This window comes from Peristeroidobacter soli (genome assembly GCF_004138485.1).
Lineage (GTDB): Bacteria > Pseudomonadota > Gammaproteobacteria > Steroidobacterales > Steroidobacteraceae > Steroidobacter > Steroidobacter soli.
Genome location: NZ_RYEV01000008.1, coordinates 1 through 18666 on the forward strand (window position 1 = coordinate 1; position 18666 = coordinate 18666).

Here is an 18666-nt window from a genome sequence, read left to right on the forward strand (position 1 = left end):
TCGTCCCGGCACCGGGCGCCGCCCGTCGCGCAGTGCGCTCCTTGGCGCACGTCCATGGTGAGCCCTGCTGTTGCGGCCCCGTCCCTGTGCCGCAAAGCTGCCGGGACGAGGTAGGTCACTCCCGCCGACGCCGCGATGTCACTGCGCATTCGCGCGTGACTCTGCTCCGACCCTGCAACCCTTGGTGCGTGCCTTCGCGTTGGCTCGTTGTAGAACCGGCGTTGCGGCCGCGTTTGGGCGCGGCCGCTCCGGGGTTGGCGTTTGAGTTGAGCTCGATCGTTGTTACTGACGCTCCGTTAAAGCGATCTTCCAAACAACTGACATTGCGGCGGTTTGAATCCCTCCGGTGTCGGCGGGTCGCGATGAATCTTCAAATACTCGACCAGCGCGAACCGTTGCTCATCCGTGAATTCCGGGCCAATGACGCCACTCGGTAGTGGGTTCGCCTTCGGATCCTGCAAATGTTTGCTCCAGGTCGCCGCGTCCGCGGCGAAGCCGTGGCCGATGTTCCGATTGCCCGGAATGCTCGTGTCCAGCCAGAAACCGTCACCGTCGCCCTCCGCATCCGGCTCGGTCATATAACCGACGTGCACCGGATCGAAGTCACGACGACCGACAAAGAACTTCTGATCTCTCTTCGACGGCGGCAACAGCATTTGATACAGCGATGGCACCGAACCGTTGTGCAGGAACGGCGGCGTGGCCCACACGCCCTGCAGCGGTCGCGGCTTGTAGCCTGAGATCTGTTGCGGCAGGTCCAACGCGCCGAAGCCTTCCAGACATTGCTGAGTCGCGTAGTCGATGCCGTAATCCGCATAGAAGCGGTTCTTGATCAGAATACCGACCAGATTCAAAGCCAGCCCTTCGCTCAGCTTGCTGACATCCAGACCGCCGACCGTCTGCTCGATATTGCCCGAGCCGTTGCGCACGTCCCAAAGCAGATTGAGCGTGTGGCAATCGAGTCCGCAGTCGAGTCCGTCGTCCGGTTGAGTGGTCGATACCACCGGCATCGGCGACAGCAATGTTTCCAACGCCGCGTCGATGGCCTCGAAGCTTTCATGCGGCAGGCTCGGCGTGGCATTCGCGTCGGGGTCGGGATAGCTTTCGAGCAACGCCGGCAGATCACCCAGCGGCAATTGTTGCTCGCCGCGCAAGCGAACGACCTCGCGCAGACGGAAGCGAGCGTCGCGAGCCAGGGAACGAACCAGCAACGGCCGAAGCGCGTCGGCGAGTTGAGCGTTCGTCAGGCCCGTCGTCGAAAGATTGTAACGGCGCTCCATGAAACCCTTGGCCGCGTTCGGATCGGTGCCGATGTGTTCCAGCGGAATCACTTCGATGCGCCATTCCACTTCGGGGAACGGCTTGAGCGGCGCGCTCGCCTGCTGACGAGCGGCATCGGATACGTGCGGGCCGTGGCAGCCGCGGCAGTATTGTTCGAACAGCCTGGAGCCTTGCTCGGCCTTGGCGGTGTCGATCGCACCAAGGATGTGCTCCGGCCACGTCGGCGGTGCGAGCTGTTGCAGAGTGTGTTCGATACGTTGCAGGCCGGCGATGTTGACACTGCTGCGGAATCGATGATCGGCCGGCAGCGGCTCATTCATCGCACTTCGCAGCGGCGAGATGGCGCCGACGCCCAGCGCTTCGCCAATATTTCTTGCCAGCGGCTGCGCGACCGAGCCGTTGTACTGCACCCAGTCGAACTTCCAGATGTTCCACAGATAGGGATAGCTGACCGGCGCGTCGCCGACCTGGTAATTGCCGGGCGCCAGGTGATCGCCGAACGCCGTGTTGCCGATGCGGCCCAGCGCATCGGTGCGGCCGAAGCCCTCGTGCACCGGATACAGTTTGCGCAGCGGATTGTTCTGGCCGCTGCCGAGCATGGCTTTGATCGTGTCCCACAGCGCCGACTTCAATTCCGGCTTGGCTTTCGGATAGCCCGGGCCGAGCACCCGCTGCGCGAAACGATCGAACTTCCACGGCTTCACGACGGTATCGACCAGTGACGCAAGCAATACCGGGGCGAAGCTGCCGCGAGACATGTCGGTGAAGGCGTGCATGGCCTGACCGCCGTCGATGCGCATCGCGATGGTGCGATCGTCCTTGGTGTAGTGGATCTCGCCGGTGTGGCAGGCGGCGCACGTGACGTCGAGCACGTACTCGCCGATCGAGGGATCGAAGTGCTTGGTGAAGCCGATGGGCAGCTGGTCCGGATTGGCCTCGCTCGGCGCCGGGTCGACCAGGAACCGGTACTTGCGCATGTGATCGGGGTTGGCGAAGCGCTCGCTCGAGAACGGCAGCTCCAGATGCACGAACCAGTCGTAACGCATCGCGCCGGTGGAGGCGCCCTGCGGCATCGAAGTGCCCTGCGCCGTGTAGTAGTAGGTCTGGCGCTGCTCGGTGTTCTGGCCTTCGCCCCAGTGCTGATCCAGCCACACGTACTCGTCAACAGGCTCCAGCGCGGGGATGGTGTGGACCGGCCACAGCACGAACCAAAGGAACCCCGCCACCGCCGCCACGCCGCCGATCAGCAGCAGCGCGAGCACCCATCGAAACAGCCGTCGCATCGTTCGCTCCCTGTTGTGTTCTTGAAATTCGTTTCACATCAGCCCGCGCGAAAGTTACCGACAGGCCCGCACCATGCCCGCAGACGACATCACAATTCCAATATTTCATGGCCGGCGAGGTCGCGGCTTTGATCGCGGTGTCGCATACTTCGCGCCGGTTTGTCGGGGCACACCGGATAGGGAGGAGATAGTGCCGATGTCGCCGCTTCGAGTTGCCGTTTTCGCTGGGCGCCTGTTGCTGGCGCTGCTGCTGAGCGTAAGCGCGCATGCCGCCGATGCCGGCTCGACCGTGTTCGAGCTGCCCGCGGCCGAACGCATCTACCTCGAGGAGTTCAGTCGCCATGTCGACCTGCTCGAAGACCCGCAGGGCAAGCTGTCGCTCGACCGGGTGGTCCATTCGAGCTTTGCGCCGGGCAGTCTGAAGGCGGCCAACATCGGCTTCACCAGTTCGGTCTGGTGGGCGCGCGTCACATTTCGCAACTCCGGCCCGCGCGAGCGCGAGATCTTCCTGCGCCAGACCTACCCGTTGATCGATTACCTGGACGTCTACGAGCAGCTGGGACCTGAGCAATGGCGCAGCCACGAGACCGGCGACCGCCGGCCTTTCGCGGCCCGCGACATCGCCCATCGCGACTTCGTGTTTCCGATCCATGTACCCGCGCAAGGCGAGCGCGTGGTGTACCTGCGCTATCAGTCGCAGGGCCCGATCGACATCAGCCTGTCGTTGTTCAGTTCACCCGAGCTCTTGGAATCGCTCAGTCGTGAGCAGCTGGCTTACGGTATCTACTACGGTTGCGTGATCATGCTGCTGGTGTGGAGCAGTTTGGTGTTCATCGCCGTGCGCGACCGGGCTTTCCTGGCCTACTTCGCTTACGTGGGCACGTTCGGCTTGTACATGCTCATCCACAACGGGCTCGCGTATCAGTACCTGTGGCCGGAGAGCCCGCGTTGGGGCAACACGAGTCTGGTCGCCTTCATCAACATCGCGTTGTTCGCGGGGTTGCAGTTCTCGCGGATGATTCTGCGCGCGAAGGAAGTCACGCCACGTCTGGATCTGGCGGCGCGCGGGCTCCAGGCAGTCGCGGCTGCGTTGTTGCTGGCGGCGCCGTTCGTCCCCTATTCGGCCATCATTGCGCCGGTCGCTGGGCTGGTGCTGATCGGGGTGATCTTCATGCTGGTCATGGGCACGGCGGCCATGCTGCTGGGCTCGCGGCCGGCGCGCTTCTACGTCATTGCATGGAGCTCATTCCTGTGCGGTTCGGTGGTCTTCCTGTTGAAGACGTTCGGCGTGTTGCCGCACACGTTCTTCACTCAGAACGGCTGGCAGATCGGCTCGCTGCTGGAAATGATCCTGCTGTCGATGACCTTGAGCACGCGCATGAACGAGCTGCAGCACCAGAGCCGGACCGATCCGCTCACGCTGCTCGGCAATCGCCGTCTGTTCGACGACAAGCTTCCACAGGAATTCGCGCTGGCGCGCGAGGAGCAGAAGCCGCTGTCGTTGCTGGTGCTCGATGTCGATCACTTCAAGGGCTACAACGACCGTCACGGCCACGCTCGCGGCGATCAGGCCATCAAAGCGGTCGCGAATGCGTTGCGTAAGTTCGGCCGCAAGCCGTTCGTGGCCTGTCGTTATGGCGGCGAAGAGTTCACCGTGATTCTGCCCGGCATCGATTGCAGCACCGCCTCGGTGATGAGCGAACGGTTGCGTCGGACGGTGGAAGAAACATTGCACGGCGATCTGGCGATCACCATCAGCGTCGGCTATGCATGCCTGTCGCGCGGCGACTTCGAGAACGCCGAGAAGCTGTTCGAGGCGGCCGACTCGGCGCTGTACCGGGCGAAGCAGGAAGGGCGCAATTGCGTGGTGGCGTTCCATGATCGCGCGCCAGAAGCGCAGGAGCCGCCGGTGCAACGGGCCGCTACCTCCTGAGCCAGTAGATCGCGAACACCAGGAACAGAATGATCAACAGCCGCAGAATGATCGGCGGCGTCAGGCGGGCTTTACGGCGCAGCGCGCGGCGGTGATAGGTCGCGATGGGCTGGTAACGCTCGTTGCGTGCCCAGGCCAATGCCGCGTCGGCGGCGATGAAATGCCCCGGCTCGGTATCGAACAACACACCGTCGGTCATGGCAGTCAAGGTGGCGGCGGCCGCGGTCGCGGCGTCCCGATCTGATGAGCGACCGCTGAAGCGCAGACTCGCGACCGTGTTGCGTGGGCCAATGGCCTTCGCACCGGCGTCGCCGATTTCGAAGGTCGGCTCGGTGAACGACTCCAGGTAGTACTCGAAGCCCGTCCGGTCGTCGGGGCAGGGCAGATAACCGCTGTACGCGGCCGGCTCGAAGTCCGGGTTCAGCTCCACCTTGAAGCCGGCTTCGTGAATCGCACGAGCCCAGTCGGCGGCGGCCGGCAGGCGGGCGCGATCCAGGAATACGTTATAGGTGATCACTTGCGTATTATGCGGCCATGATCTCGGGATGGGGGCTCCTGGTCGCTTCACTGGCCTACGTATGTGGCCTGTTCTTCATTGCGTGGTGGGGCGACCGCCGTCGTTTCTATCCCGATAACGCGCGGCTGCGGCCGCTGATCTACAGCCTGGCGCTGGCGGTTTACTGTTCGAGCTGGACCTTCTATGGCGCGGTCGGCAGCGCCGTGCGCGACGGTCTGGGGTATCTGCCCATCTATATCGGGCCCATGCTGGTGTTCCTGTTCCTGCTGCCGTTCTTCGAGCGGCTGGTGCGCATGGCCAAGCAGCAGAACGCCACCTCCATCTCCGACCTGCTCGCCGCCCGTTTCGGCCGTTCACCGCAGATCGCGGTTGCGGTCACGCTGATCGCGCTGACGGCCGCGATCCCCTACATCGCCCTGCAATTGAAGGCCATCTCGATGAGCATCGAGGTGCTGTCGGCCGGCGCGCCGGCGCAGAGCGTGGCCTGGTATCGAGATAGCGCGTTGCTGGTCGCGTTGATGCTGGCCTTGTTTTCGAGTCTGTTCGGCGCGCGACAGGTCGATGCGACCGAGCATCACCCCGGCATGGTGCTGGCGGTGGCCGCGGAGTCGTTGGTGAAGTTGGTGGCATTGCTGTGTGTCGCGGTGTTCGCGCTCACGCAGCTCGATGGCGTCGCGCCGTTGATCGAAACGGTGCGACAGATGCCGGCAGGCGTGGACCATTCCATTTCCTTCATCACCCAGACGCTGTTGTCGCTGACGGCCATTTTTTGTTTGCCCCGGCAGTTTCAGATCGGCGTGGTGGAGTGCGCCGATGTCGAGGACGTTCGACACGCGCGCTGGTGGTTCTCGATGTACCTGGTGCTGATCAGCGTGGTGGTCGTGCCCATCGCCGCGGCGGCCATCGCGGCCGGGGGTTCGGTCGCGCCGGATTCGTTCTTGCTGTGGCTGCCGCTCAGTGCCGGACACGATTGGCTGGCGTTGCTCGCGTATCTCGGCGGCTTCTCGGCGGCGACCGGCATGGTCATCGTCGCGACCGTCGCGCTGGCCACAATGGTCAGCAACGATCTGGTGCTGCCAGTGATCTGGCGCTGGCGGCCGCCGTCGCTGGGCGATCGCAGCCTGGCGTCGGGCGGCATTCTTTGGATCCGGCGCGCCGCCATTCTGGTCATCCTGCTGGTCGCTTTCGCGTTTTTCCGGGTGGTGCCGAATGGTTCGAGTCTCGCGTCCATCGGCTTGCTGGCATTCGCAGCCGTCGCGCAGTTCGCGCCCGCCGTCGTCAGTGCCGTGTATTGGTCGGGCGCGAGTCGAGCCGGAGTGCTTGCCGGGCTGTGCGGAGGATTTTTGATTTGGGTCTACACGCTGTTGTTGCCGACCTTCGCAGGTGCGGACGGCATGATGCCCTCGTGGATCACGGCCGGGCCGTTCGGCATCGGCGTGCTCGCGCCTCATTCCTTATTGGGATTCGCCGGACCCGACGCGCTCACTCACGGCGTGTTCTGGTCGCTGCTCGTGAACATTGCGACGCTGGTGGGGGTGTCGTTGTACTCGCCGCCGGCCATCGGCGAGCGATTGCAGCTTGCGCCGCGTATCGCGGGCGCCGATGCGCGTCGAGCGAAGTTGTTGCCAGGTTCGGCGACGATTGCCGACCTGCAAATGCTCGCCGAGCGGCTGCTCGGACCGGTCGCGGCACGCTCCTGGTTCGAGCGTTATAAACAGGAACACGAGCGCGACTACTCGCCGACTCAGCGCGCCGATGTTGGATTGTTACAAGGCCTGGAGCGTGAGCTCGCGGGTGCGCTCGGCGCAGCGTCCGCGCGCATGGTGTTGACCAGCGCACTTCGAGGCGCCGGCCTGCAATTCAGCGAAGTCGTCACGCTGTTCGACGAGGCGTCGCAGAAGCTGCGCTTCAACCGCGAAATGCTCGAAGCCATGATGGAGAACATGCCGCAGGGGATCAGCGTCGTCGACGCGGAAATGCGCCTGGTGGCTTGGAATCGTCGCTACGTCGAGTTGCTCGACTATCCGCCGGAGCTGATGCGGGCCGGTCGGCCCATTGCCGATCTGATGAGATACAACGCCGCGCGTGGCTGGTACGGGCCGGGCGATGCTGAGACGCATGTCGAGAAGCGGCTGGCTCACATGCGCGCGGGCTCACCCCATCTGTCCGAACGACGGCGCGGCGACGGTCGTGTGATCGAAGTGCGTGGGCAGCCGCTGCCTGACGGCGGTTACGTCAGCACCTTCAACGACGTGACGACTTACAAACACGTCGAAGACGAGCTGCGCGAAATCAACGAAACATTGGAACAACGCGTCGTCGAACGAACCCAGCAATTGGCCGAAGCGACGGCGGTGGCGGAGAAGGCCAACCTGGGCAAGACGCGTTTCCTGGCGGCGGCCAGCCATGACTTGTTACAACCGTTGAATGCCGCGCGCCTGTTCAACGCGGCCCTGCGCGGTCAGGCGAATCAGTTGGCGCACCCGCAGGTCGTGCAGTTGGCCGATCGAGTGGAGAACTCGCTGCACGCAGCCGAAGAGTTGCTCGACGGTCTGCTCGATATCTCGCGGCTGGACTCGGGCGCGATTCAGCCGGAGCTGTGTGATTTCTCCGCCGGTACGTTGTTGGACTCGCTGAGAGAACAATTCGCACCGGTAGCCGCGCAGCGGAATCTCGAATTGCGAGTGCATTCGACCCGCGTGCAGGTGTTCACCGATCAGCGGATGCTGCGTCGGGTGTTACAGAACTTGATCAGCAACGCTTTGCGTTACACACGCAGCGGGCGGGTCGTCGTCGGCGTTCGTCGCCGGGCAGATGGGCAAGTCGAGTTTCAAGTGATGGATACGGGCCCGGGCATCGCCGCTGAAAGTCAGAGTGTGATCTTCGAAGAGTTCCGACGGCTCGACCAGCAGTCGCCTTGGGGAGAGCGCGGTCTCGGCCTGGGCTTGTCCATCTGCGATCGTATCGTTCACATTCTGCAGACCCGACTCATCTTGCGCTCGATTCCAGGCAAAGGCAGCGCATTCAGCGTCCGCGTGGCGCGTGGCAGGGGCATCACTCGCGAGCCAGTGACGGCGTCCGCACCCATCCCGAGCGGCGCAGGATTGCGCGGCCTGCGCGTTTTGTGTGTCGAGGACGATCCCAACATTCTCGACGCCATGCGTGAGTTGCTGACGCGCTGGGGCATCGAAGTGCTCTGTGTCGCCACGGCCGAGCAGGCGCGAGAGATCTTGAAGACACAGCCGATGGATCTGGTGCTCGCCGACTATCACCTCGGCGGCGAGCCGATGGGCCTGGACGTGCTGGATGAGCTGGTCCCGAGAGAAGCCGCGCGAATGCGCACCGGTGCGTTGGTCACTGCCGATGGCACAGCTGCTCTGGCTCAACGCGCGAGTGCGCTGGGATTCCAGGTTTTGCGTAAACCGCTGCGCCCCGCGGCTTTGCGGGCGCTGATCGTCGCGCTTACTGCTGATCCAGCGAGAGTCGCTGTGCCAGCAGCACGGCTTGCGTCCGATTGCTGACGCCGAGCTTCTGCATTACCGCGCTCACGTGTGCCTTCACCGTCGCTTCGGACACATCCAATTCCACCGCGATCTGCTTGTTCAGCAGACCTGATGACAGCATCGACAGCACCCGAAACTGCTGCGGCGTGAGCGTGGCGAGCAAGGCGGTTGCGTCGATCTCTTGCTGATCCAGCGGCGTTGGATCGCTACCTGTCATCGCTGACGCGGGCAGCCAGGTGTCGCCACCGAGCACCGTGCGTAATGCGGTGACGATGACGTCGATGGAAGCCGACTTGGGCACGAACGCGGCGGCGCCATGTCCCAGGGCACGCTGCATGATGCGTCGGTCCTCGCGGGCTGAGATCACCACGATGGGCACGGTCGGAAAATTCGCCCGGGCCTGGACCAGCGCGTTGAAGCCTTGCGCGCCCGGCATGTTCAGGTCCAGCAGCAATAGCTCGGGATCGGGATGGGCATCGAGCGCCGCGAACAGGGAGTGCACGGTGTCGGCCTCGACGATTTGAGCGCCGGGAACGGCCTGGGCCACCGCGAGCTTCAAGGCGTCACGAAACAGGGGGTGGTCGTCGGCGATCAGAACGGCGCGCTTCATTGCGCGCGCAATACTCCATGCTTGTGTCACTTGCGGCAACTCCATTGCGCAAGACTGATGATTCCCGACGTGCCAAGCCTGCAGCCAGGACGCGCCGCTCACTATTCGACTTTGGTCGAATGGCGCCGCCGCCGGCTTCGACCAAAGATGAATGGCCGGTCCACGAGCCGTGCGCGCATGCTCGCGCCGACTTGTCATCGGGGGATGGACAATGATCAAGCTACGGAAGGTTCTGATCGTGGCGGCTATTGCCAGCACCGGCATGGTCGGCGGGCCGCTGACGGCATTGGCCGCGGATACCGCGCCAGATGAACAGCAGCGCAAACTGGAAGCGCGGGTCGAAGAACTGGAGCGACAACTGCGCGAGCTAACTCAAAAGATGTCGGGGGCGCCCGCGCCGCCAGCCACTGTCGCAAAAGCCGCCTCGCCGGCCGATGTGCCTGGTATTCAGACCAAGCCCATCACTCCGAACGCCACGTCAGGCACGCGCTTCCTGTACAGCGGCTTCATCAAGCTCGACGGCCTGTGGTCGGACTATGAGGATGGCGAAATCGCCGACGGCACCATCGGTCGGGATTTCTATGTGCCCTCGACCATTCCAGTCGGCGGTGCCAGTGAAGGCGTGGACTTCGATTCTCATGTCAAACAGTCGCGCTTCATCTTCGGTACCGACACGGATGTGGCCGGTGGCCAGCTGTTGTCGACCCGACTGGAAGTGGACTTGTACGGCTCCTCGCTCGGCGACGAGCGCGCCACCAACACCTACGGCGTGCAGGTCCGGCACGCATACATTCAATATGGTCATTGGCTGGTCGGTCAGACGTGGACGAATTTCATGGACGCGACCACGCTGCCGGAGACCGCGGACTTCATCGGTCCCACCGACGGCACCGTGTTCGTGCGCGAGCCGATGGTTCGATACACGCTCGGCAACTGGTCGTTCTCGGCGGAAAATCCCGAGACGACCATCACGCCGTTCGGCGGCGGCACGCGCATCGCTTCGGATGACAACAATATTCCCGATTTCACGGCGGCCTACACTTGGAAGCTCGGCAGTCATGGCTTCCTGCGCGCGGCGGGGCTGTTGCGTCAGTTGAAATATGAAACGACCGGTGCGACGGCAGTGAACGACTCGACGCAGGGCGCGGCGTTGTCGCTGGCGGGCAAGATCAACTTCGGCAAGGACGATCTGCGCTTTGCGATCACGGGCGGTGACGGGCTCGGACGTTATGTGGGCGTCAATTTCGCCAACGATGCGGTGCTGACCGCCAACGGCGAGTTGGAAGCGATTTCGGGTTGGGCGGCGTTTGCCGCCTATCGGCATGTGTGGAATGACCGGGTGCGCAGCACCTTGATGCTGTCGGCGTCGGATTACGACAATGACGTGCTCTTGACGGGCGGCAGTGCCAACAAGTCGAGCTGGTCCTGGGCTTTCAATACGTTTTATTCGCCGCTGGCCAAGCTCGATCTCGGCATCGAGCTGCGCATCGCCGAGCGGGAGATCGAAAGCGGCGCGAGCGGCTCGATGCGGCGCGTGCAAGCGGTCGCCAAATACTCATTCTAATGTTCGACAGGGGATAACCATGGCCACCACACCTCAGACGCTGTCGCATCCCACCGCGGGCGGCATCGACAAGTCGCATCGGCGCGTGATCTTCGCGTCCTCGCTCGGCACGGTGTTCGAATGGTACGACTTCTATTTATATGGCTCGCTGTCGGCCATCATTTCCAAACAGTTCTTTTCGGGCGTGAATGAGACCACCGGTTTCATTTTCGCGTTGCTGGCATTCGCGGCGGGCTTTTTCGTGCGGCCGTTCGGCGCGCTGGTGTTCGGCCGGCTCGGCGACCTGATCGGTCGCAAGCACACCTTCCTGATCACCATCGTGATCATGGGCGCGTCGACCGCCATCGTCGGCATGTTGCCGAGTTACGCGGCCATCGGCGTCGCGGCCCCGGTCATTCTGATCCTGCTGCGTTTGTTACAAGGCCTCGCGCTTGGCGGCGAGTACGGTGGCGCGGCCACGTATGTCGCCGAGCATGCGCCCGACGGCAGGCGCGGTCTGTACACGAGCTGGATTCAGACCACGGCGACCATGGGTTTGTTTCTTTCGCTGCTGGTGATCCTGATCTGTCGCGTCACGCTCGGCGATCAGTTCGAGGTGTGGGGCTGGCGCATTCCGTTCCTGATCTCGATCGTGCTGCTCGGCATTTCGGTGTACATCCGCCTGCAGTTGCAGGAGTCGCCGGCGTTCCTCGAGATCAAGAACGAAGGCAAGCTGTCGACCGCGCCGCTCACCGAAGCGTTCGGCAACTGGAAGAATCTGAAGATCGTGTTGCTGGCGCTGTTCGGCGCGACCGCCGGCCAGGCGGTGGTGTGGTACGGCGGACAGTTCTACGCGCTGTTCTTCCTGGAAAAGATCCTGCAGGTCGATGCCAAGGCCGCGAATCTGATCATCGCCGCGGCGCTGTTGATCGGCACGCCATTCTTCGTGGTCTTCGGCGGACTGTCGGATCGCATCGGTCGCAAGAGCATCATCATGGCCGGCTGCATCCTCGCCGCCCTGACTTATTTCCCCGTGTTCAAGGGGCTCACGCATTTCGCCAACCCGGCGCTGGAACGCGCGGTCGCGAGCGCGCCGGTGACGGTAGTCGCCGATCCCGCGGATTGCTCGTTCCAGTTCGATCCGGTTGGCAAGAAGGCGTTCACGCAGTCGTGCGACGTGGCGAAGTCGGTGCTGGCGAAGACCGGCGTGCCGTATACAAATGAAGCGGCGCCGGCCGGATCGGTGGCGCGCGTGCGCATCGGCACTGGCGATGGCGCCGTGATGATCGACTCGTTCCCGGGCAGCACGCTGGCCAAGCCTGAATTCAAGACCGCCAACGACAGCTTCACCGGGCAGCTGAAGGGCGCGCTGAGCAAGGCGGGCTACCCGGCCAAGGCCAACATGGACGAAGTGAATTACCCGATGGTGATCGCGCTGTGCACGTACCTGGTCATCCTGGTGACCATGGTCTACGGGCCGATCGCGGCGTGGCTGGTGGAGCTGTTCCCGACCCGTATCCGCTACACCTCCATGTCCCTGCCTTATCACATCGGCAATGGCTGGTTCGGCGGCTTCCTGCCGGTCACCTCGTTCGCCATCGTGGCCGCCACCGGCAACATCTATAACGGCCTGTGGTACCCCATCGTGGTGGCGGTCATGACGGCCATTATCGGCACGCTGTTCCTGAGGGAGACCAAGGATCAGAGCTTGTGAGACGACCGCGCGCGCGTTCCTGAATGGAGGGTCGCTGACCCTCCGGCGTCGGCGGGCTGCGAAGGATGCTCAATTACAGTGTCCTGCGTGGCCCGAGCGTGCGTCAGGGCCAGTATCCTGCGACAATCGCCCCTTCGCATGTCGCAGGAAGAAAAAGTGCACTATCTACCCGGTGCCCGCCGCGTAGCAGGCTTGTTGTTGTTCGGATTGCTGGCCGGTTGTGGCGGCGGCGGTGGGGGCGACGATGCCGCCCCGGTCCAAATCTCCACCAATGCGATTGCTTTCAGCGCTACGAGCCCGAGTGCCGCAGCGCCTGCCGCGCAGACCTTTACGGCGACTTTCGGCAAGGACGTCGTGCAGCTGTCGGTGGTCCACAGCGGCGACGCGATCGCTTCCACCTCTTCGGTTCAAAGCGGCCGGAGCGCCACCATCACCATCACGCCGTCGACGCCCTCGAGCATCGGCCCGGGCCTGTTCCAAGGCGCGGTGGCGGTGACGGGTTACACCTGCGCCGACACGACCTGCAGCCGCATGGCGGCGGGCAGCTCGGCGACGGTGATGGTCAATTACCAGATCTCGCCGATCGTCTCGAGCGTCACGCCCTACGTGACTACCTCGGGTGCGAGCGACGCCGTCATCATTCGCGGCGCGGGCTTCCGGGCCTTCAGCAGCTTGAATGTGAGGTTCGGCGACACGGCGGCTACGGCCGTCACCATCAACACCGCCGGCACCGAGTTGAGCGCCACGTATCCGGCGCTGGCCGCCGGCAGCTATACCGTGCACCTCGAGGCGGCCAATCATGCCGGCGAGATTCCCTCGAACGTCGCGTTGCTAGTGGTCGATCCGGTCGCATTCGCGGCCACGACGCTCGATCATCCGGCGTCGACCACCGGCGTGCGCCGGCTGGTTTATGACGCCGAGAGACAGGCGTTGCTGTCGGTGACCGATACGGCGCCGAGCAATCCGATCGTTCGTTATCAGTACGCCAACGGAGCTTGGGGTGCGCCGACCCAGGCGGCCAATGGGTTTCTCGATGTTGCCTTGTCCTCCACGGGTACGCAGTTGTTTGCTATCAACGGCAGCTCGGTGGTGCCGGTGGATCCAGTGACGCTGGCGTTGGGCACCGCCGTCGCCGCGCCTTCGCTGGTCACCAACTCGGCTCTGAAGAACATCGTGGTGGGCTATGACAATCTGGCGCTGATCACGACCAGCCTCACCACCAGCGGCTCGACTCAGGGCTATCTCTACGACCCGGTCGGCGGCACCGTGGGGTTGAACGGCACTTCGTTGAACAACGCCACGCCGGTGATGGCCGCCAACGGTGCGGGTGCCATGGTCGTGCAGGGCGATCCCACCCTGACGAGCGACGTGGCCACTTATGTGTATTCGTCGGCGGGCCACGCCTTCTCGTCCACCGGCACTCCGACGTTGCGTCAGAACACCGTCGCGCCGGCGGTGAATCGTTCCTTCAGCCGCGTCGTGCTGAATGGCACCAAGGTTTACGACGGCAACTTCTCACTGCTGGGCACGCTGCCGGACACCACGACCGCGGTCGTGCTGAGGCCCGATGGCAATCGCGCTTATGCCTACGATTCAGCCGCGGGTGGCATTCTCGTTTATGACATCAGCGTCGATCGTGACGAGGCTGCTTACACCGCGCTGGGTGCGGTCACGCCGCTCGCGGCCGATCCGGGCACGGGATTGCAGATGATCATTACGCCCGATGGCGGCACTTTGTTCGTTGGTGGCAGCCTGCGCATCGTCGTGCAGCCGGCGCCGGCTCTGTGAGCACAATCATGAACTCACAAAAACTTTGTCTCACTGCTTCCCTGCTGGCGGCCCTGCAATTGGCGACTAACGTCGCCGCGGCCGCTGAACCTGCGCCGCGTGCCGTGCAAACGACCAACTGGTCGCTCGGTCTGGTCGCGAGCGATAGCGACACCAAAGACAGCACATCGAACGGCACTTTCGGTATCAAAGGCATCGCCACGCTGCCGATCGGCAGTCTGTTCGGCGCGTCCGTGGAAGGCAATTATTCGCGAACCACGGCAAGAACCAGCGACGTGCTGTTCGACGTGGCGTCTCAGAATTCGTCCCGCCAGACCTGCCGGTTCAACAACAGCGACGCGGCGGTCAGTGTGTTTGCGCGCAAGCCGACGCTCGGCCGGATTGCCGCGTCGTACGGCAAGGGCAATGTGACTTCCGATTGCGGCGACGACTCGGTGTTCGTGTCCACCGGCGACGACAGCATGGGTATCGACTATTACCGTGTCGCTGCCGAAGCGTATCTGTGGAACTTCACGCTCGGCGCCGTGCACACCTCCACCGAGCCGGAAGACGGCTCGAAGCTGGAGTCGGATATTTTCAAGGCCAGCTGGTATCCGATCGAGAATTTGAAAGTCACGCTGTCCGGCGGCGATCTGTACGATCAGGACACCTACGGCATCGAGATCGAGCATCAGCCTGAGTTCATGGGCAACTCGCTCGGCGTGGCGCTGGGCTATTCGGTGATCGATCGGGACCAGGAGATCGGCACCATCAACTTCAACGTGGTGTATCACTTCGGGCCCAAGGTCGAGCTGAAACGGCGGGATCGCTTCTATCGCTGATCCCGGATCGTGCAAGCGGCCAGGATGGCAGGGGAGGAAGGAATATGGTGACGCGTCGTTCCTTCATGCGGCAACTGGGTGTGGCGGGCGCCGCCGGCGTTTACTTCGGCGAGACGTTGCTCGCCGCGACCGCTGAGGCTGCCGACGCCGCAGCCAGGCCGTCCTCCCGGGTCTGGCTGGACGCCAACGAGAATTCCGCCGGGCCGCCGCGCTCGGCCATCGATGCCATGGTGCAGAGCGCACCTCACACCTGGCGATATCACTTCGACGAGTTCGGCGCGCTGTCGCAGGCCATCGCGGCGAGCGAGCAGATCTCCCCGCAGCAGGTGCTGTTCGGTGTGGGGTCGAGCGAGGTGATTGCTTCGGCGATCTGCGCATTCACCAGCGACACGAAGCCGATGGTCACCGCCTTGCCGACCTACGACATCATCGTGCAGCTGGCGCGCGCGATGGGCAAAGCCGTGGTCGAGATTCCTTTGACGCCGCAGTGGTCCTACCCGGTGAAGCAACTGGTGGAGGAGGCGAAGAAGGCGGGCGGCGGCTTGATCTATCTGTGCAACCCGAACAACCCCACCGGCTCGATCACCCCCGTCGAGGACGTGCGCTGGCTGCTGGCCAACCTGCCGCAGGACACGGTGCTGTTCGTCGATGAGGCCTACCTGGAGTTTGCCGATCCGGCCAAGGTCGAGAGCGCGATCAAGTACGTGCGTGAGGACAAGAGCGTGATCGTGGCCCGCACGTTCTCAAAGATCTTCGGCATGGCGGGCGTGCGCGCCGGCTTCGGCTGCGCCCGTCCGGATCTGATCTCGGCCATGAATCCCTTCATGGACAACGTCATTCCCTACCTGGGCGTGCGGGCCGCGATGGCGGCCTTGCAGGAAAAATCCACGCTCATCCCCGAGCGCCGCAAGAACAATGCACGGATTCGCGGCGAGCTGTGCCAGTGGCTGGATCAAAACAAAGTCCGTTACCTGCCCTCGCAGGCCAACTTTCTGATGATCGACGTGAAGCGCGACGTGCGCGGCTTCAGCAACGCGATGTATCGGGAGGGGGTGGCCGTGGGCCGTCCGTTCCCGCCGCTCACCACCATGCTTCGCGTGACCATCGGCAACGACACCGACATGCAGCGGTTCCGGCAGGCGTTCCTGAAGGTCTACTCGGCCTGAGTCAGCGGCCGTTCGGGGATTCCCTGTATCGCCGGCGCTCAGCCGTTCGCGACTTTATCGACGGGGGCGAGCTCGACGGGCGGCGCTTGTTTGATCTGTTCCTGTCGCAGGCCCAGGCGTGGAATGGGCTCGTCGCCGTGAAAGCGTTGGGCGGTGATTTCCAGCCAGCGCTCGATGTGCCGGCGGAAGCGTTCGATCGCGAGGTTGCGATGGAACACCAGCCCCGTGCCCTCGTACATCTGCTCCTGCGCCGGGGAGACGTGATACCACCACTGCAGCCGGTCCATCCGCTCGCCATCCAGATACGGCAACGTGATCGAGAACCGACGGCCGTTGCGAGTCGGCTCGGTTTCAGCGAACGCAAAGTAATCCTCGAGCGCGCGCGGTAATTCTAGTTGCGGCATCCGGGCTAGGCGTACGGGGGAGACGTTTGACGATCATAGCGAGTGTCGCTATTCAGATCCACGGTCACTTGCGTGTATGACACGAACCTCTAAGCTCGCACGCTGCATCGTTTCCGTGCATAGGGAGAAAAAGGTGTCCCAACGAATCATCCGTGGACTCGCGTGCGTGCTCGCTTTGAGCCTCGGCGTGTCGGCCGGCGCGTCGCAACTGGTCAAGACCTTGCCGAGCGAGACGCCGGAGAAGTTCGAGCCCAACCTCGAGAGCTTCGACTACACCCGGCGCGAAGTCATGATCCCGATGCGCGACGGCGTGAAGCTCAAGACCTTCATCCTGATTCCCAAGCGCGCCACCAAGGACGCCAAGGCACCCATCATCATGACTCGCACGCCCTATAACGCGGGCGGACGAATCATGCGTTTCAACAGCCCGCGCCTGCTGGCGGCCGTGCCGCAGATGAATGACACGACGGTCGAGGCCGGCTACATCGTCGTCTATCAGGACGTGCGCGGGAAATTCGGCTCCGATGGCGACTATGTGATGACGCGTCCGCTGTCGGGCCCGGTGAATCCCACCAAGGTCGATCACGCGACCGACGCGTACGACACCATCGACTGGCTGGTAAAGAACGTGCCGGAGAGCAACGGCCGGGTCGGCACCATCGGCGGCTCGTACGAGGGTTACACCACCGTGATGTCGACGGTGAATCCGCATCCGGCATTGAAGGTCGCCGTGCCGTTCGCGCCGATGATCGACGGCTGGATGGGCGACGACTGGTTCCATAACGGTGCGTTCCGCCAGGGCGCTGCACTCGAATTCATCTATGGCCAGCAGTCCACCCGCAGCGGTGCCTTCAAATGGTGGTCGGGCGAATACGATCTCTACGACACCTACCTGCGCGCGGGCTCGGCGGGCGCGGTCGCGAAGTCGCGCGGTCTGGAACAGCTCGGCTTCTGGCGTGCGATCTCCGAACATCCGAGCTACGACTCGTGGTGGCAGGAGCAAGCGGTCGACAAGCTGCTGGCTCAGCAGCCGGTGCTCAAAGTGCCGATGATGATCGTCGGCGGCCTGTTCGATCAGGAGGACATTTACGGCAGTCCGGCGCTCTACAAGGCGCTCGCACCGAAAGATCCGACGGGTCAGTTGATTCACCTGGTGATGGGGCCGTGGAATCACGGTCAGGGTCGTCGTGAGGGTCGCGCATTGGGCGCGCTCGAGTTCAATGGCGACACGGCCGGTTGGTTTCGCAACAAGGTGATGCAGCCGTTCCTCGATCATTATCTGAAAGACGCATCGATGCCGAAGACGCCGCGCGTGCTGGTGTATGAAACGGGCGCCGACGAGTGGCGTCAGTACGATCATTGGCCGCGTTCTTGCGCTGTCGCATGTGTGGAAAAGTCGCGCTCGCTGTATCTGTTGTCGGGTGGTCGTCTCGACTTCGAGGCGCCGGCCACGGGAACTTACGACGAGTACATTTCCGATCCGGCGAAGCCCGTGCCGTATCGTCCGCGTCCGAATCTGCCGGCGGGTGCCGCCGACTCAGGTTGGGGTGAATGGTTGGTCGATGACCAGCGTCATGCGGGCTCGCGCACCGACGTGCTCGTGTATGAAACCGAACCGTTGACTGCCCCGATGCGCGTGGCCGGTCAGCCGATCGCGCGTTTGTTTGCTTCCACCAGCGGCACGGATGCGGATTGGGTCGTGAAGATCATCGACGTGTGGCCGGATGAAGTGCCGTCGAAGCCGGGCATGGGGGGCTATCAACAAATGTTGTCGGCCGATATTTTTCGCGGCCGCTATCGCGTCAACCCCGCCGACCCGCAGCCGCTGACGGCGAACGAAGCGCTGCATTATGAGATTCCGTTGCCGCAGGTGAGTCACACGTTCCGGCCCGGTCACCGCATCATGGTGCAGATCCAGTCGAGCTGGTTCCCGTTGTACGACCGCAATCCTCAAAGCTTCGTACCGAACATCATGTTCGCCGAACCGAAGAGCTACGTGAAAGCGACGCATCGCATCTGGCGCGCGCCGGGCAAGACGAGTCAGATCGATTTGCCGGTGGTGGCGACGCGCTAGCGCGTGAGTCTTGGCTGAGCGTGCATCAA

12 protein-coding genes are annotated in these 18666 nt (G+C 63.4%); 8 read left to right on the forward strand and 4 right to left on the reverse strand.

Going from position 1 to position 18666, the window contains the following annotated elements:
• Window positions 1–296: 296 nt before the first annotated feature.
• Window positions 297–2564 (reverse strand): di-heme-cytochrome C peroxidase, encoded by a 2268-nt coding sequence (locus tag EKO19_RS31270; protein ID WP_217705735.1) that lies wholly within the window; start codon window positions 2562–2564, stop codon window positions 297–299.
• 196 nt (window positions 2565–2760) lie between these two features.
• Here EKO19_RS31270 and EKO19_RS31275 point away from each other — a divergent pair, with 196 nt between their 5' ends.
• The gene (locus EKO19_RS31275; RefSeq protein WP_175597255.1) at window positions 2761–4497 is read left to right on the forward strand and encodes a sensor domain-containing diguanylate cyclase; all 1737 of its coding nucleotides are present in this window, start codon (window positions 2761–2763) and stop codon (window positions 4495–4497) included.
• Here EKO19_RS31275 and EKO19_RS31280 read toward each other — a convergent pair.
• On the reverse strand, window positions 4487–5014 hold the full coding sequence (locus tag EKO19_RS31280) for a hypothetical protein (RefSeq protein ID WP_129781359.1): 528 nt from the start codon (window positions 5012–5014) through the stop codon (window positions 4487–4489). The genes EKO19_RS31275 and EKO19_RS31280 overlap by 11 nt on opposite strands.
• Before the next feature lie 17 nt (window positions 5015–5031).
• Between EKO19_RS31280 and EKO19_RS31285 the strand changes: the two genes are divergently transcribed.
• Window positions 5032–8535: a PAS domain-containing hybrid sensor histidine kinase/response regulator gene (locus tag EKO19_RS31285; protein WP_129781360.1), complete on the forward strand. Its 3504-nt coding sequence runs from the start codon at window positions 5032–5034 to the stop codon at window positions 8533–8535.
• Here EKO19_RS31285 and EKO19_RS31290 read toward each other — a convergent pair.
• Complete coding sequence (locus tag EKO19_RS31290) at window positions 8477–9127, reverse strand: LuxR C-terminal-related transcriptional regulator (protein ID WP_129781361.1); 651 nt, start codon at window positions 9125–9127, stop codon at window positions 8477–8479. The two genes, EKO19_RS31285 and EKO19_RS31290, sit on opposite strands and share 59 nt — an antisense overlap.
• A gap of 211 nt (window positions 9128–9338) precedes the next feature.
• Here EKO19_RS31290 and EKO19_RS31295 point away from each other — a divergent pair, with 211 nt between their 5' ends.
• From EKO19_RS31295 to EKO19_RS31315, 5 genes are all read left to right on the forward strand, one after another.
• Window positions 9339–10691, forward strand: a complete 1353-nt coding sequence (locus tag EKO19_RS31295; RefSeq protein WP_129781362.1) for a DcaP family trimeric outer membrane transporter — start codon at window positions 9339–9341, stop codon at window positions 10689–10691.
• Window positions 10692–10710: 19 nt separating this feature from the next.
• On the forward strand, window positions 10711–12384 hold the full coding sequence (locus EKO19_RS31300; protein WP_129781363.1) for an MFS transporter: 1674 nt from the start codon (window positions 10711–10713) through the stop codon (window positions 12382–12384).
• Window positions 12385–12522: 138 nt separating this feature from the next.
• Window positions 12523–14172: an IPT/TIG domain-containing protein gene (locus EKO19_RS31305; protein WP_129781364.1), complete on the forward strand. Its 1650-nt coding sequence runs from the start codon at window positions 12523–12525 to the stop codon at window positions 14170–14172.
• A gap of 8 nt (window positions 14173–14180) precedes the next feature.
• Window positions 14181–14993, forward strand: coding sequence for a hypothetical protein (locus EKO19_RS31310; RefSeq protein WP_129781365.1), 813 nt, complete (start codon window positions 14181–14183; stop codon window positions 14991–14993).
• Window positions 14994–15037: 44 nt separating this feature from the next.
• Window positions 15038–16159, forward strand: coding sequence for an aminotransferase class I/II-fold pyridoxal phosphate-dependent enzyme (locus EKO19_RS31315; RefSeq protein WP_129781665.1), 1122 nt, complete (start codon window positions 15038–15040; stop codon window positions 16157–16159).
• Between the two features lie 38 nt (window positions 16160–16197).
• Here EKO19_RS31315 and EKO19_RS31320 read toward each other — a convergent pair whose 3' ends face one another.
• Window positions 16198–16563, reverse strand: a complete 366-nt coding sequence (locus EKO19_RS31320; protein WP_129781366.1) for a hypothetical protein — start codon at window positions 16561–16563, stop codon at window positions 16198–16200.
• Window positions 16564–16696: 133 nt separating this feature from the next.
• On the opposite strand from EKO19_RS31320, the gene EKO19_RS31325 reads away from it, so the two are divergent.
• Complete coding sequence (locus tag EKO19_RS31325) at window positions 16697–18637, forward strand: CocE/NonD family hydrolase (protein ID WP_217705736.1); 1941 nt, start codon at window positions 16697–16699, stop codon at window positions 18635–18637.
• The last annotated feature ends 29 nt before the right edge of the window (window positions 18638–18666 follow it).